The following is a 16,444-nucleotide window of genomic DNA, read 5'->3' as shown; positions in this document are numbered from 1 at the left end:
CTATTTATGTATGCGGGTTACGAATTTTACTCTTAAAGGCAGCTTATAGGCTACCATACGGAAACAATGCCGGGCATACTCTTCGGGGATGCCTCCCAATTCAAATAAAACCTTTCCCCTTTTAACTACTGCTACCCAATGGTCCAAATCGCCCTTTCCTTTACCCATACGCACTTCCGCGGGTTTTTTGGTAATAGATTTATCCGGAAACATGCGTATCCACATCTTGCCGCCCTTATTCAACTGGCGCGCCAAAATAACGCGCACCGCCTCAATCTGGGAATTCTTAATCCAGCCGTTATCCAAGACTTTTAACCCGAATTCCCCAAAAGCAAGTTCTGCTCCGGTAGTAGCAACGCCCCTTCTTTGCCCTTTTTGAAGGTTGCGGTATTTTACTCTTTTAGGCATCAATGGCATAACTTTAAATCCTCAAGCTTTCTTCTTTATTCTGCTGGAACCGGCGCCTTATGCGGCTTAAAACTCCGGTTTTCCTTTTGCTGCTTAGATTCAACTTCAGTTTCATGCGTATTATAGGCAAACATCTTATCAAGGATGTCGCCTTTATAGATCCAAACTTTTATTCCAATCAAGCCGTAGGTAGTAAAACTTTCCGCGAAACCGTAATCGATGTCCGCTCTTAAAGTATGAAGCGGAATTTTGCCCTGGCGGTAACTTTCGGTACGCGCGATTTCCGCTCCGTTTAAACGGCCCGAACAGATAATCTTAACCCCCTTGGCTCCAGCATTAAACGCCTGCTCCATGGAACGCTTTACCGCTCTTCTGAAGGCAACGCGTTTTTCGATTTGTCCGGCGACATTCTGGGCTAAAAGATTGGCGTTTGTGCTTGGATTCTTTACCTCAACGATATCTATGGAAACTTCCTGCTTGATGATCGCGTTTAAATCTTCACGCAGTTTTTCAATATCCGCTCCGTGGCGGCCGATAATGATACCCGGCTTGGCGGTCAGGATCTTTATTCTTACCGACTGGGTCAGCCTCTCAATGATCACATCCGCGATTGCCGCGTGCTTAAATTTACTAGCTATGTGTTTGCGGATCTTGTAATCCTGCGCGATGAGGACTTTGTAATCCTTATTCTTGGCAAACCAACGGGAATGCCAAGTGCGCGAAATCCCAATTCTCATTACAAACGGATTTACCTTTTGTCCCATTAATCTACACTCCTGATTTTAAATCTAATTCTATTCTAATATGCGAGGTTCTTCTGACAATCGGTGCCGCCCTGCCAAACGCTGCCGCCTTAAATCTCTTCCACATCGGCCCCGCGTTACAGGTAATACGCGATACGTAAAGTTGATTAGCGCTAAAACCTTTGACCTTGGCATTGGCAATAGCGGATTTTAAAAGCTTGCTTAAAAATTCCTTTGAGCGCTTATCAATATTGACAAGTATCGCCTGGGCCTCAAGGACATCCTTACGGCGGATCAAGTCAATCACCTGCCGGATTTTGCGCGGCGACATCCTGATGAATTTTAATTCTGCTTTAGCTAACACGTTTTTATCCTTTTATATTATTTTTAAGTCTTTTCCGCTGCTTTTTTGGCTTTAACCCCGCCATGCTTACGAAATACGCGGGTGGGAGCGAATTCCCCTAATTTATGCCCTACCATATTCTCGGTGACAAAAACCGGTAAATGCCTGTGGCCGTCATGCACAGCAAAAGTCAGGCCCACAAAATCCGGGGTGATCGTGCAACGCCTTGCCCAGGTCTTTATCGCGGTGCGCTGCCCCGAGCGGCGCGCGCGGTCAACTTTCTTTAATAATTTCTCGTCAATATACGGGCCCTTCTTTAATGAACGCGGCATGTCTTCCTCGCTTTTACACTTATTAAACTAAAAGACGCTCGTTGAAATTCAAAATTAAAAAGTAAAAATTCAAAATTTACCTTAAAACCATTTCCTAAAGATTTTAATTTTAGATTTTTCATTTTTAATTTTAAATTACTTTCTTCTTTTAACTATAAATTTATTAGAATATCGCTTTGGTTTCCTGGTTTTGTAACCCTTAGTCGGCTGGCCCCATGGGGACACTGGATGAGGATTACCCTGCCCTGATTTTCCTTCGCCTCCGCCATGCGGATGGTCAACCGGATTCATGGCTAATCCTCTTACTGTCGGGCGAATACCCATCCAACGGGAACGGCCGGCCTTGCCAACAGAAATGGCTTCATGCTCAACATTGCCCACCTGCCCAATAACCGCATGGCAGTCTAAACTTATTAAGCGCACTTCGCCTGAAGGCAAACGCACATGCGCGTAATCGCCTTCTTTGGCCATAATCTGCGCGCTTGAACCAGCGCTTCTTACAATCTGCGCGCCTTTGCCCGGGCGGATTTCAATATTATGAATGAGCGTGCCTGAAGGGATATAACGCAAAACCAAACAATTGCCAACCTTGATTTCTGTTTCTTTGTCATTTGAAGAAACAATCTGATCTCCCACATTTAATCCTAGAGGAGCGATGATATATCTTTTCTGGTTTGGCTGGTATTCAACTAAAGCCAGCCTTGCCGAACGATTCGGATCGTACTCAATAGCAAGGACTTTTGCCGGCTTATCCAAAAGATCGCGCTTAAAATCAATCAAGCGCAATTTACGTTTGTGCCCGCCACCCTGGTGCCTGACAGTCAAACGGCCGCTTGAATTTCTGCCGCCTGTCCTCTTTAAAACAGTTACAAGCGACTTCTCGGGATAATCCTTAGTAATCTCAGTAAAATCCGGACCAGTGATCCAGCGCCGTGACGGACTTGTGGGCCTGAATTTTTTTATACCCATTTTATGCCTTCTCTTCTATTTTTTGCCCCTCTTTAAGGCTGACTATCGCCTTTTTCGTATCCGGGGTTTTGCCGATTTGAGATCTTACGCGTTTCTGTTTGCCGGGAACAATAGATGTATTAACCGAAACTACTTTTACCTTATAAATCTCTTCCACGGCGCGTTTCACCTGAATCTTGTTGGCGGTTTTATCCACCAAAAACAAGTACTTGCCTTGGGGTTCGTTAAGATAAGTTGATTTCTCGGTCCTGATTAAGCTTTTTATGACGGTAAATGAGTTCATTTTTTCAATCTTTTCACTAACGCGTCAAGCGCGGCCTTAGTAATTAATATTTTACGGGCAGTTAAAACTTCATACGCATTCGTATCTGAAGATAAAGACAAGTTCAGGCCCTGAATATTACGGGAAGCAACTTTAATATCTTTATCCATCTTCTCAATCAAAAACAAACGGTTCTTATTTTTCTTATCCACAAATTTTAGTTTATCAAATATCCCGCAAAGCTGTTTTGTCTTAGGATTAGCCAGCTTGGCCTGGTCTAACAGAATAATGCTATTTTCCTGAACCTTAAGATTAAGCGCGGATTTAAGAGCCGCGGTTTTTATTTTCTGCGGCAAGACATAGCTGTAATCGCGCGGATGCGGCCCAAAAGTAACTCCGCCGTGCCTCCATATCGGAGAACGAGTAGAACCGTGACGGGCGCGCCCGGTGCCCTTTTGTTTCCAGGGCTTTTTACCGCCTCCGGAAACTTCACCGCGGGTTTTAGTAGCGGCTAATCCTGTTCTTTGATTAGCCCTATAGGCAACCATTGCCTGATAAATGACATCCTTATTAACCACGCCATCAAAGACACTTTTATCAAGCTTGATGGAATCTATTTCTTTTCCTTCAATATTAAGCAAACTTAAAGCTTCCATTATTTAACCTTTTGAACTTTCTTTTTCGCTTTTCTTATCACAATAAGGCTGTCTTTGTGGCCGGGCACAGAACCATTAACCAGCATAATATTTTTTTCCGCGTCCACCTTGATAATCTTCAAATTCTCAGAAGTAACCCTGACCGCTCCCATGTGGCCGGGCAAATGATGCCCTTTCCAGACTCTGCCGGGAGTAGTGCTTGAACCAATTGAACCGATACGCCGATGCGATGTTGAACCGTGCGTCTTAGGGCCGCCTTGCCAATGCCATCTTTTCATGCCGCCCTGAAAACCTTTGCCCAGTGAAATCCCTGCCACATCCACAAAGTCGCCTTCCTTAAAAAGATCCACCTTAGCCTGATCGCCGATTTTATATTCCTGCCCCGCTTCTTTTTCCACTTCGCGGATAAATTTACAAGGGCTGACATTTATCTTCTTGAACATCCCTGCTTGCGGCTTCTTTAAGTGCTTCTGTTTAACCTGCCCAAAACCCAGCTGGACATTTTTATCGCCGACTGCTAAAACAAAGCACGGCCCCACCTCTAAAGCGGTAACTGCGGCAAACGCTCCTTTAGCGTCAAAAACATGCGTCATCCCTATTTTCTTTCCTATCAAGGCTTTCATTATCGTTTTGGGTTATTTTATTTCTACATCCACTCCGGCAGGCAGATTCAGTTTCCTCAAGGAATCGATAGTTTTTGAGGTAGGCTCAAAAATATCTATCAGCCTTTTGTGCACGGACAAATCAAACTGCTCCCGGGATTTCTTATCAATCACCGGAGAGCGTAATACCGTATAGATCTCCTTTTTTGTGGGAAGAGGCACGGGGCCGGAAATTATAGCCCCGTTCCTTTTCACGGTTTCCACAATCTCTGTTACTGCCTGGTCTAACAGGCGGTGGTCATAAGCTTTTAATTTGATTCTTATTTTCTGTGACATATTTTTATGCAATTATCTCGGTGACTACCCCTGCGCCTACTGTATGGCCGCCTTCGCGGATAGCGAAACGCGATTCTTTTTCCATGGCGATGGGCGTGATTAATTCAACTTCTAAATTCGCGTTATCTCCGGGCATAACCATTTCTGTGCCCGTAGGTAATTTTACTGAACCGGTAACGTCGGTAGTCCTGAAATAGAACTGCGGACGATAACCCGCGAAGAATGGGGTATGCCTTCCGCCCTCTTCTTTGCTTAAGATATATATCTGCGCTTTAAACTTTGTGTGCGGAGTAATTGATTTTGGAGCGGCGATGACCATACCGCGCTCAATATCATTTTTATCCACGCCTCTTAATAAAAGCCCGACGTTGTCTCCAGCTTGCCCCTCATCCAAAAGCTTGCGGAACATTTCAATACCGGTAACAACTGTCTTTTTTACTTCCGGGCGCAAGCCCACTATTTCAACTTCCTCGTTGACTTTTACTTTTCCTCTTTCAATCCTCCCAGTTCCCACTGTCCCGCGGCCTTCAATAGTGAAAACGTCCTCAACCGCCATCAATAATGGCTTGTCAAGTTCGCGCGGAGGCAGCGTAATAAACTCATCGCATGCCTTCATCAGCTCATGGATACAGGAAGCTTCCGGAGCGTTGGCATCAGCTACCTGTAATGCCTTAAGGGCGCTTCCCTTGATGATGGGAGTTTTATCCCCGGGGAAACCATATTTGGTCAAAAGGTCTCTTACTTCCATTTCAACCAAATCAATTAATTCTTTATCGGAAACCGTGTCAACCTTATTTAAAAATACTACGATATTGGGAACGTTAACCTGGCGCGCTAAAAGAATATGCTCTCTTGTCTGAGGCATGGGGCCGTCAGAAGCAGAAACTACTAAGATTGCGCCATCCATTTGGGCTGCGCCGGTAATCATGTTCTTGATGTAATCAGCGTGGCCGGGGCAGTCAATATGCGCGTAATGACGGTTGTCAGTTTCATATTCAACGTGGGCAACAGAGATAGTAACAACCTTTGTTTCATCTCTTACGGTGCCGCCCTTGGCAATATCGGCATACTGGCGTTCCTGGGCTTTTCCCATCTTTGCTAAAACGTGCGTGATCGCTGCCGTCAAAGTGGTCTTACCATGATCGATGTGCCCGATGGTGCCGATGTTAACGTGTGGCTTTGACCTTACAAATTTTTCCTTAGCCATTAGTACACCTCCCTATTTAATTTATTATTCCTGTTTTAAAAACCTTTATTTTCTTGTCCCTGCTGAAGCAAACCCAGCGATAATCTTTTCCGCTATATGTGAAGGCACCTCGGTATAATATGAGGGCTCCATTGTATAGGAAGCTCTGCCTTGAGTAATAGAACGGACAACCGTGGCGTAATTAAAGATTTCCGCCAACGGAATAAACGCCCTTATCGCGCGCACATTAGCGCGGGAATTGATCGCGTTTATTTTCGCCCTGCGCGAGCTTAAGTCTCCGATAACCGCTCCCATGAATTCTTCTGGAGTAACAACTTCCATATCCATGATCGGCTCCATCAGGACCGCGCCAGCTTTTCGCATGCCGTCAGTAAGAGCTATCCCTGCGGCCATTTTAAAGGCCATTTCTGAAGAATCTACATCGTGGAATGACCCGTCCACCAAAACTACTTTTATATCTGTAACCGGATACCCTGCTAAAACACCGCTCTTAGAAGTTTCCATAATGCCTTGTTTAACTGCGGGGATAAATTCTTGAGGTATTGCCCCTCCCTTAATCTTATTTTCAAAAGTAATCCCTGTGCCGGGAGTTTCTTGGGGGCCAAGCTCAATAACTACATGGCCGTATTGGCCGCGGCCGCCGGACTGCTGGATAAATTTGCCGGTGGCGTTAACCGCCTTAGTGATCGTCTCCCGATAAGCAACCTGAGGAAAACCAACCTGCACCGGAACATTAAATTCTCTTAAAAGCCTATCGACAATAATTTCAAGATGAAGCTGGCCCATGCCGGAAATAATAGTTTGGCCTGTTTCATGATTGTAATGGATCTTAAAGGATGGATCTTCATCGCCTAACTTATGAAGCGCTAACCCCAGTTTTTCCTGGTCATCTTTATTCGCGGTTTCAATGGCCTGCTGGATAACTGGTTCCGGAAAACGCATGGCTTCAATTACGATATGGGTATTTTCAGAGCAGATGGTATCCCCGGTTTTGGTTTCTTTTAAACCTACTACCGCAGCGATATCTCCGGTAGAGATACTCTCCACGATTTCCTGGCGATTAGCGTGCATCCGCACCAGCTTAGTCACTCTTTCGCGCACATGCTTAGTGGCGTTATGGATATAAATTCCCTGATTCAAGGTCCCGGAATAAACTCTGACATAATTAAGCCTTCCCACATACGGGTCGGTAGCAACCTTAAAACAAAGCGCGCAAAACGGAGCCTTGTCAGAAGTATCTATTTCTTCAAATTCGCCTGTTTCGGGATTAGTGCCTTTTATTGAGGGGACATCGCTGGGGGAAGGTAAATAATCGCAAACCGCATCCAATACAAACTGAATGCCTTTATTCTTAAAAGATGAGCCGCATAGAACCGGGACAAATTTATTGGCAACAACGGTTTCACGGATTTTTTTATGCAGGTCCTCTCTGGTTACTTCTTTATTGTGCAGAAATTTATCAAGTATCTCATCATCCGCTTCAGCAAGCCGCTCGATTAAAATCGCGCGGTATTTTGCTACTTCGGCTTTAAATTCTTCGGGGATCTGCTTGGTTTCTACCTCTTTGCCTAGATCATCTTTATAAAAATGCAATTTATCATCCACAATATCAATAATGCCTTTAAAATTTTCCTGGTCGCCATACGGGACCTGAATGGCCGCAGCGTTAGCGCCTAAACGCTTATGCATCTGATCAATAACCTCAAAAAAATTGCTTCCGGTCCTGTCCATTTTATTTACATAGGCAATCCTGGGAACGCCATAACGGTCCGCTTGTCTCCAAACAGTTTCGGACTGCGGCTCAACTCCGCCGACGCCGCAGAAAACAACTACCGCCCCGTCTAAGACCTTTAAAGAGCGCTCAACCTCAACCGTAAAATCAACGTGGCCGGGAGTATCTATAATATTAATAGAACAATCTTTCCATTGGCAGGTAGTAGCCGCCGCGGTAATAGTAATACCGCGCTCCTGCTCCTGAACCATCCAGTCCATAGTAGCAGTGCCGTCGTGAACCTCGCCTAACTTATAATTTTTCCCTGTGTAAAAAAGGATGCGCTCGGTAGTCGTGGTCTTACCAGCGTCAATATGGGCGATGATGCCGATGTTCCTTATTTTTTCTAATGCGACCTTGCGTGCCATTTTTTCTCCGTGTCTCTGCCCTATATGGCAGAGACAAATATTATACACAAAAATATCGATTTGTCCAGTAAAATCGTATATTAATTAGAAATTAATTACCATCTAAAATGCGCGAAGGCCTTGTTGGATTCAGCCATTTTATGAGTATCGTCGCGCTTCTTGATTGAGGAGCCTTCGTTCTTGTAAGCAGCGATGATCTCTTCGGCTAATTTTTCCTGCATGGGTTTGCCTTTTTTATTGCGGGCAAAATCCCTGATCCAACGAAGGGCGATGGAAGTGCCCCTTTCCTGCTTAACTTCAATAGGCACCTGATAAGTAGCCCCCCCTACTCGGCGGGGCTTAACTTCAAGGCGGGGACGTGCATTCTCTATAGCCTTGTAAAAAATCTTTACCGCGTCGGTATCATTAAGCTGTTTTTGCACAATCTCAAAGGCCTCATAGATGATATTTTCAGCAGTTGATTTCTTACCGTCGAGCATCATCATGTTAATGAATTTACCTATGATCTTGCTGTTGTATTTGGGGTCCGCCAGGATCTGTTTTTCTTGTGCCTTTCTTCTTCTCATGTCTTTTTATTACTCCTTATTATTTTTTCGCTTGTGGCGCAGCAGCTTCTTTAGGCCTTTTAGCACCGTACTTTGAACGCGACTGCCTTCTTTGGTTGACACCAACTGAATCCAATGTCCCGCGGACAATATGATACCTTACCCCAGGCAGATCTTTTACCCTGCCGCCTCTTACAAGCACGATAGAATGCTCCTGAAGATTGTGCCCTTCACCGGGAATATAAGAAGTCACTTCAATGCCGGTAGTAAGCCGCACCCTGGCGATCTTACGCAGCGCGGAGTTAGGCTTCTTGGGTGTCATGGTGCGCACCTGAAGACAAACCCCCCGCCTCTGCGGACAGGCCTTTAATGCCGGTGATTTAGTTTTCTTGCGCTTGGAAATCCTTCCAGTCCTGATTAATTGCGAGATTGTGGGCATGCCATTATTCCTTTGATTTTTCTGTTTCTTTTGTGTTTTCTTCTTGCGCCTTAGCTTGAGCAAGTTTCAAGATTTCAATTTCCCGATGGGCTTTAAAGCCGGTGCCTGACGGAATCAAGTGGCCTACGATAACATTCTCTTTAAGGCCGAACAACTCATCTGTCTTGCCTGAAGAGGCGGCTTCTGTAAGAACGCGAGTGGTCTCTTGGAAGCTTGCCGCGGAAATAAAGCTTTCGGTAGTCAAAGATGCTTTGGTAATGCCAAGCAATAACGGTGTGGCTAAAGCAGGCTTGCCATCCTTTTTTATCACCCTGGCATTTTCCTTATGGAATTTCCACTTATCTACCTGTTGGGTGCCTAAGAATTCAGTATCCCCGGAATCTTCAATTCTTACCTTTTTCAACATCTGGCGGATAATAACTTCAATGTGCTTATCGTTGATATTGACCCCTTGCAAACGATAAACTTCCTGGACCTCGTTGACCAGATATTCCTGAAGCACCTTATCACCGCAGACCTTTAAGATATCCTGCAAGACTACCGGACCGTCGGTGAGCTGCTGCCCGGCGGTAACGCGGTCCCCCTTATAAACGTTGGGATGTTTCCCGTGCGGGATAATATATTCTCTTTGCATTCCGGTCTGGGAACGCACAATGATCAGCCGCTGCGCTTTTTTGGTCTCTCCGAATTCCACAAAACCGTCTATTTCGCTTATGATCGCCGGATCCTTGGGGCGGCGGGCTTCAAATAATTCCGCCACGCGCGGAAGGCCGCCGGTAATATCGCGGGTCTTTACCACGTTTCTGGGGATCTTAGCGATTAACTCACCGGCTGCCACATGATGGCCGTCTTTGACAATAATATGCGCGCCTATCGGAACAGGATAAATACCTAAAACTTCATGTTTATCGTCGGTAATGATGATCTGCGGGTGAAATTCCTGCTTATGCTCAACAACCACGCGCTCGCTTAATTTAGTTACCGGATTTAACTCCTCGCGGATAGTAACGTTTTCCTTTATATCCTCGTATTTAACTTTACCGGCGACTTCAGTCAAGATAGGAGAGGTGTAAGGATCCCAACGCACCAAAATAATGCCTTCCTTGATTTCATCGCCCTCATTAAAGGCCAAAAATGCGCCCTGTAAAACAGGATAACGCTCCAGCTCTCTACCCTGCTTATCATTAATGCTGACTGAACCGTTCCTGTTTAAGACAACGTAGTCTTTATCTTTCTTGGCGACTCTTAAGCTATGGTATTTAATCACACCTGCGTTTTTGCTTTTAATAAATGACTGGGCAACGGTCCTGGAAGCAGTTCCCCCGATATGGAAGGTCCTCATGGTAAGCTGCGTGCCGGGTTCACCGATACTCTGCGCGGCAATAACCCCAACCGCCTCGCCTAACTCCACAATTCTTCCTGTGGCAAGGTTTCTGCCGTAACACTTGGTGCAAACCCCGCGTCCGGATTCACAAGTCAAAACGCTTCTGATGCGTATTTTTTCAATACCCAGCTGTTCGATCATCTCGGCTTTTTCTTCGGTGATCTCTTCGCCCTGCTCCACGATAACCCGGTCGGTAATAATATCCACCACGTTATCAAGCGCCACGCGCCCAACAATCCTGTCTTTGAGGCTTACCACCACTTCATCGCCTTCAATGATCGCCGCTACAGTAATCCCGTTTAATGTGCCGCAGTCTTTTTCAACGGTAATAACTTCCTGCGCCACATCCACAAGCCTTCTTGTCAAGTAACCGGCATCAGCAGTTTTCAAAGCGGTATCGGCAAGGCCTTTTCTGGCGCCGTGGGTAGAAATAAAATATTCCAGCACGGTTAGGCCTTCACGAAAATTAGCGGTGATCGGGCTTTCAATAATCTCGCCTGACGGCTTTGCCATAAGCCCGCGCATGCCGGCAAGCTGCCTGACCTGAAGGCGTGATCCGCGCGCCCCGGAATCGGCCATCATAAATATCGGGTTAAACGGATGCATGCCCTTGAATAAAAGATCCGAGATCTTATCGGTGGTATGCGTCCAGATATCTATAACCTTACTTTTTCTTTCGTTGTCAGTGATAATGCCTTTTCGATATTGATCCTCTACCTTGGAGACTTCCGCGCGCGCCTCTTTTAAGACCTCTTTTTTCTCCAGCGGGATAGTCATATCATCAACCCCGATGGAAATTCCTCCGACGGTAGCATAATCAAAACCCATTTTCTTGATATCGTCCAGCAGCTGAATGGTGCGGGCATGGCCGAAACGCTTATAGCAGGAAGCCACTATCTCTCCGACTCTTTTTTTATTTAATTCGCGGTTGATAAAACCAAAACCTTCGGGCATGATCTGGTTAAAAAGCACCTTGCCGGTTGTAGTTTCAACGATTTGCCTTGCGTGTTTAACTGTTTTTTCGTCAAAATCAAATATAGACTCAACCCTTAATTTAATTCTAGCGTGCAGTTCGATTACGGCATCATCGTAAGCCACAATGACTTCATCCTGATTAGAAAAGACCTTTCCTTCGCCTTTTGCTCCGGGCTTCTCCTTGGATAAATACGCAACCCCTAAGATGATATCCTGCGTGGGGCTTAAAATAGGCCTGCCGTCGGCAGGAGAGAAAATATTGTTCATGGAAAGCATTAAGATCTTAGCCTCGATCTGCGATTCTAAAGACAACGGCACGTGTACCGCCATCTGGTCGCCGTCAAAGTCCGCGTTAAAAGCAGTGCAAACTAAGGGATGTATCTTAATGGATTTTCCCTCAATTAAAACCGGCTGAAACGCCTGAATGCCCAAACGGTGCAGTGTAGGCGCACGGTTTAAAAGCACCGGATGGTCGCGGATAACTTCATCTAAAATATCCCAAACCTCAATCTTCCCGCGCTCAACCATGCGGCGCGCGCCTTTAATAGTATGAACAAACCCTTTTTCTCTTAATTTCTTGATAATAAACGGTTCAAACAATTCCAAGGCCATCTGCTTGGGAAGCCCGCACTGATGCAATTTCAAATCCGGGCCCACGACGATAACTGAACGACCGGAATAATCCACGCGCTTACCTAAAAGGTTCTGGCGGAAACGGCCTTGTTTGCCCTTTAACATATCCGACAAAGACTTTAACGGGCGGTTATTCGCCCCCATTACCGCCCTTCCGTGCCTGCCGTTATCCAAGAGCGCGTCTACCGCTTCCTGAAGCATGCGCTTCTCATTGCGGATAATGATCTCTGGAGCGTTTAATTCTATAAGTTTCTTCAAACGGTTATTACGGTTAATAACCCTTCTGTATAAATCATTCAAATCTGATGTGGCAAACCTTCCGCCGTCTAACGGAACCAACGGGCGAAGATCCGGCGGGATAACCGGCAGGATCTCTAAGATCATCCATTCCGGACGGTTGCCGGATTTCTTAAAATCCTCTAAGATCCTTAAAGTTTTTAAACCCTTGCGATTGGAAAGCGCCTCTTTAGATTTCTCAAGTGAACGGCGGATATTACGGCAGAGCGCTTCAATGTCCAGGTCTTTTAATATATCGCGGATGGCTTCAGCGCCTATTTTAGCTTTGAAATTCGCGCCGTATTTAACAAGCGCTTCTTGATATTCTTCTTCAGTCAAAAGCTCATTTTTCTTTAAAGGGCTTGTTCCGGGGTCAACCACGACGTATTCTTCATAGTAAATAACCTTCTCCAGATCCCTTAATCCGATATCGGTCAAGGCGGATAAGCGCGATGGCACTGCCTTAAAAAACCAAATATGCGTGACAGGAGCGGCCAGATCGATGTGGCCCATGCGTTCCCTTCTTACTGAAGAACGATCCACTGTAACTGCGCAACGGTCACAGGCGATACCCTTAAATTTAATGCCTTTATACCTGCCGCAGTTACATTCCCAGTCGCGCACAGGCCCAAAGATCTTTTCGCAGAAAAGCCCGTCTTTTTCCGGCTTAAGCGTGCGGTAATTGATCGTCTCGGCTTTTTTTACCTCGCCCTTAGTCCAGGATTTAATCGTCTGGGGAGAAGCTATCTTAACGGAAATACTATCAAAGAAATTAATATCATCCATTTATTTGCCCTTTTCTGTCTTGATATCAAGACACAAGCCTTGCAATTCTTTTATCAAAACATTGAAAGATTCCGGAGTGCCGTGGGTTAAGCGCTGTTCGCCTTTTACTATGGCTTCATAAATACGCGTACGCCCGGCAACATCATCGCTTTTTACAGTCAACATCTCCTGCAGGGTGAAAGCCGCTCCGTAGGCTTCTAATGCCCAAACTTCCATTTCCCCTAAGCGCTGTCCGCCGAATTGCGCCTTGCCGCCAAGCGGCTGCTGAGTGACCAATGAATACGGCCCGATGGAACGGGCGTGTATCTTCTCGTCAACTAGGTGGATAAGTTTCATTATATAGATGTAGCCGACGGTAACTTTCTGGTCAAATTTGTTCCCGGTAAAACCATCGGTAAGAGTAATTTTTCCGTCTTCGGGAAGATTGGCTTTTTTGAGCATCTCTTTTATTTCTTCCTCGCTTGCCCCATCAAAAACGTGGCTTTCAATATTAAGGCCTAACATCTTAGCGGCCCAGCCTAAATGTGTTTCTAATATCTGCCCCACGTTCATACGCGAAGGAACGCCCAGTGGATTAAGCACTACTTCCACAGGGGTGCCATCCGGCATAAAAGGCATATCCTCTTCAGGCAGTATCCTTGCCACGACACCTTTATTTCCGTGGCGTCCGGCAAGCTTATCGCCTTCGGAAACCTTGCGCTTGGTAGCGATATAAACTACCACCCTTTTTAAAACTCCCGGAGGCAGCTCATCGCCGCGACGGACTTTTTCAATTTCCTGCTGCTGCTCTAATATTAATTCCTGGATCTGCTCATCAAAAGAAGCCGCCACAATGCGCGCCTCTTCATTATCACTTATATCCAGCTTCTCAACTTTTTTCTTATCTACCCCTAAAACCTGCGCTAAGCGGGCGATCTTTTCCGTCTCCATAAACTCTATTTCCTGTTTATAGTAAACTTTTAGTTCGCGGATCTTGACAAGCTCTTTGGATTTTTCTTCTTTGGATTTCCGGCCGCGGTCTTTACGCTGAAAAACATGCACATCCACAACTACGCCTTCAACTCCCGGAGGCACAGTCAAAGATGTATCGCGCACATCCCCGGCTTTTTCCCCGAAAATAGCCCTTAACAGGCGCTCTTCAGGAGAAAGCTCAGATTCAGTTTTGGGAGTGACTTTGCCTACCAGGATATCCCCTGGGGTGACTTCCGCTCCAATGCGGATGATCCCGGTTTCGTCAAGATTCTTTAAAGAGTCTTCGCTGACATTGGGAATATCGCGGGTGATTTCTTCATTGCCTAAACGCGTTTCCGTAGCCTCAATCTCAAACTCTTCAATATGAATGGAAGTAAAAACATCTTCCCTGACTAATTTATCGCTTAAAAGAATGGCGTCTTCAAAATTATACCCGCGCCAGGGCATAAAAGCGCATAAGACATTTCTTCCTAAGGCCAATTCTCCATTTTTAGTGCTTGAGCCGTCGGCGATGACCTGCCCCTTTTCTACATATTCGCCCAGCTTAACTATCGGACGCTGATTCAAACAAGTATCAGCGTTGGTGCGCTGGAACTTCTTCATATGGTATGTTTTCTTACCCACGGTAATAGAGGCAACATCAACCGCAGTAACTTTTCCGGAATCTTCAGCGACTACAACTACCCCTGTGTCTTTGGCAACTTTTGCTTCCATGCCGGTACCCACAACCGGGGCTTCCGGGATCATCAAAGGCACTGCCTGGCGCTGCATGTTTGAGCCCATCAATGCGCGGTTAGCGTCATCATGCTCCAAGAAAGGAATCAAAGACGCGGCTACTGAGACAAGCTGCTTAGGAGACACATCCATATACTCTACCTGCTTGGGAGCGACCTTGGGAAAATCACCTTTAAAGCGGCAGGATACTTCTTTTTCGGCAAAAGTCCCGTCATCATTCAAAGGCATATTCGCCTGGGCCACGATCTTTCCTTCTTCAACGTCAGCGGTTAAATACTCAATCTTTTTAGTAACTCTTCCGTCTTCAACCTTGCGATAAGGAGTTTCAATCAGCCCCAGTTTATTTACGCGCGCGAAGGTGCTTAAAGAGGCGATCAAGCCGATATTCGGGCCTTCCGGGGTTTCAATAGGGCAAATCCTTCCATAATGCGAGGGGTGGATATCCCTTACTTCAAAACCCGCTCTTTCGCGAGAAAGCCCTCCAGGGCCTAACGCGCTTAAACGCCGCTTGTGGGTCATCTCGGCCAAAGGATTAACTTGGTCCATAAATTGCGAAAGTTGGCTTCTGGCAAAGAAATCGCGGATAGAATTGGAGAGAAGTTTTGAATTGATAAGATAATGCACGCTTAAATTAGTAAAATCACTGACCAGGCTTAACCTCTCGCGGATAGAACGCTCAACTCTGGCCAAACCAATACGCATTTGATTCTGGACAAGTTCTCCAACGCTTTTGATACGGCGGTTGCCTAAATGGTCAATATCGTCGATCTTGCCTGTCCCGTCTTTCAGGCGGATAAGATACTCAATAACTCTTATCACGGTCTCTGAATCAAGGATTCTTTTTTCAAGCGATACATTTAAATCAAGTTTTCTGTTTAAGATAAATCTTCCGACTCTCTCTAAATCATATCTTGCCGGATCAAAAAACAGCCTGTAAAATAAATTCTCTGCCGCCTCTTTGGTCACCGGTTCAGTCGGGCGCATCTTGCGGTAAAAATCTAAGTACGCTTCTTCTTTATTTTTAGTGGTGTCTTTTTTTAAGGTGTTGGAGATTTCCGGGTAGTCTTTGCTAAAAACCCTCTGGATGTCCTGATCGGTAGAGAAGCCTAAGATCCTTAATATTTGAGTTGCGGGGAAGTTCCTGCGCCTGTCAACGTAAGCCAGGATGTTTTCCGAAAGGTCGTATTTAAACTCAAGCCATGCCCCGCGGTAAGGGATGATCCTGCCGTAAAATATTTTCTTGCCTGTGGGGTGGTCCTCTTCCTCAAAAGAAACTCCCGGAGAACGCTGCAATTGGCTTACTACCACGCGCTCGTCGCCGTTTATAATAAAGGTGCCGGTGTCAGTCATCAAGGGGATTTCCCCGAAATAGGCATCTTGCTCTTTAGTTTCGATAGGGGTGGTGATCCTGAACTTGACTTTTAAAGCGGCGGCGTAAGAAATAGAGCGCTTCTTGGATTCGGAAATCGTATATTTAGGTTTACCCAAAGAATAACTCAAGAATTCTATCTTTACCGAACGGTCGTTATTCTCAATAGGGAAAATCTCTTCAAATACCTCCTGCAGCCCCACACGCTGCCTCTGGGCAACAGGCAAATCCGTCTGAAGGAAATCATGATAAGACTCGGTCTGTATATCCAAAAGATGCGGCAGTTCATGGACTTGCTTAAGCCTTGCAAAGCTCTTACGTTTTACCATTTTG

15 protein-coding genes are annotated in these 16,444 nt (G+C 45.7%); all 15 read right to left on the bottom strand.

Going from position 1 to position 16,444, the window contains the following annotated elements:
* On the bottom strand, positions 1–417 hold the full coding sequence (gene rplP, locus MUF05_01770) for a 50S ribosomal protein L16 (GenBank protein MCU0665808.1): 417 nt from the start codon (positions 415–417) through the stop codon (positions 1–3).
* Positions 418–443: 26 nt separating this feature from the next.
* Positions 444–1,145, bottom strand: a complete 702-nt coding sequence (gene rpsC, locus MUF05_01765; protein ID MCU0665807.1) for a 30S ribosomal protein S3 — start codon at positions 1,143–1,145, stop codon at positions 444–446.
* Positions 1,146–1,176: 31 nt separating this feature from the next.
* Positions 1,177–1,515 carry a 50S ribosomal protein L22 gene (gene rplV / locus MUF05_01760; GenBank protein ID MCU0665806.1) on the bottom strand — a complete coding sequence of 113 codons (339 nt, stop codon included), beginning with the start codon at positions 1,513–1,515 and terminating at the stop codon, positions 1,177–1,179.
* 23 nt (positions 1,516–1,538) lie between these two features.
* Positions 1,539–1,826, bottom strand: coding sequence for a 30S ribosomal protein S19 (gene rpsS / locus MUF05_01755; protein ID MCU0665805.1), 288 nt, complete (start codon positions 1,824–1,826; stop codon positions 1,539–1,541).
* A gap of 135 nt (positions 1,827–1,961) precedes the next feature.
* Positions 1,962–2,795 carry a 50S ribosomal protein L2 gene (gene rplB / locus MUF05_01750; GenBank protein ID MCU0665804.1) on the bottom strand — a complete coding sequence of 278 codons (834 nt, stop codon included), beginning with the start codon at positions 2,793–2,795 and terminating at the stop codon, positions 1,962–1,964.
* A 1-nt stretch (position 2,796) separates the two neighbouring features.
* Positions 2,797–3,078 (bottom strand): 50S ribosomal protein L23, encoded by a 282-nt coding sequence (gene rplW / locus MUF05_01745; GenBank protein ID MCU0665803.1) that lies wholly within the window; start codon positions 3,076–3,078, stop codon positions 2,797–2,799.
* Positions 3,075–3,713 (bottom strand): 50S ribosomal protein L4, encoded by a 639-nt coding sequence (rplD, locus tag MUF05_01740; GenBank protein MCU0665802.1) that lies wholly within the window; start codon positions 3,711–3,713, stop codon positions 3,075–3,077. The genes rplW and rplD overlap by 4 nt, the downstream gene beginning before the upstream one ends.
* Positions 3,713–4,336 (bottom strand): 50S ribosomal protein L3, encoded by a 624-nt coding sequence (gene rplC, locus MUF05_01735; GenBank protein MCU0665801.1) that lies wholly within the window; start codon positions 4,334–4,336, stop codon positions 3,713–3,715. The genes rplD and rplC overlap by 1 nt, the downstream gene beginning before the upstream one ends.
* A gap of 12 nt (positions 4,337–4,348) precedes the next feature.
* On the bottom strand, positions 4,349–4,651 hold the full coding sequence (gene rpsJ / locus MUF05_01730; GenBank protein ID MCU0665800.1) for a 30S ribosomal protein S10: 303 nt from the start codon (positions 4,649–4,651) through the stop codon (positions 4,349–4,351).
* 4 nt (positions 4,652–4,655) lie between these two features.
* On the bottom strand, positions 4,656–5,858 hold the full coding sequence (tuf, locus tag MUF05_01725; GenBank protein MCU0665799.1) for an elongation factor Tu: 1,203 nt from the start codon (positions 5,856–5,858) through the stop codon (positions 4,656–4,658).
* A 45-nt stretch (positions 5,859–5,903) separates the two neighbouring features.
* The gene (gene fusA, locus MUF05_01720) at positions 5,904–7,997 is read right to left on the bottom strand and encodes an elongation factor G (protein MCU0665798.1); all 2,094 of its coding nucleotides are present in this window, start codon (positions 7,995–7,997) and stop codon (positions 5,904–5,906) included.
* A gap of 95 nt (positions 7,998–8,092) precedes the next feature.
* Positions 8,093–8,563 carry a 30S ribosomal protein S7 gene (gene rpsG / locus MUF05_01715; GenBank protein MCU0665797.1) on the bottom strand — a complete coding sequence of 157 codons (471 nt, stop codon included), beginning with the start codon at positions 8,561–8,563 and terminating at the stop codon, positions 8,093–8,095.
* A 19-nt stretch (positions 8,564–8,582) separates the two neighbouring features.
* Positions 8,583–8,981 carry a 30S ribosomal protein S12 gene (gene rpsL, locus MUF05_01710; GenBank protein MCU0665796.1) on the bottom strand — a complete coding sequence of 133 codons (399 nt, stop codon included), beginning with the start codon at positions 8,979–8,981 and terminating at the stop codon, positions 8,583–8,585.
* A gap of 4 nt (positions 8,982–8,985) precedes the next feature.
* Positions 8,986–13,035: a DNA-directed RNA polymerase subunit beta' gene (rpoC, locus tag MUF05_01705; GenBank protein ID MCU0665795.1), complete on the bottom strand. Its 4,050-nt coding sequence runs from the start codon at positions 13,033–13,035 to the stop codon at positions 8,986–8,988.
* A complete protein-coding gene (gene rpoB, locus MUF05_01700; protein ID MCU0665794.1) occupies positions 13,036–16,440 on the bottom strand; it encodes a DNA-directed RNA polymerase subunit beta in 3,405 nt (1,134 codons plus the stop codon). It lies immediately after the preceding gene.
* Positions 16,441–16,444 lie beyond the last annotated feature (4 nt).

The organism is Candidatus Omnitrophota bacterium (assembly GCA_025453395.1).
Lineage (GTDB): Bacteria > Omnitrophota > Gorgyraeia > Gygaellales > Profunditerraquicolaceae > JAlOQK01.
Note: the sequence above shows the minus strand (reverse complement) of the source record. Positions and strands in the feature narration are given on the sequence as shown.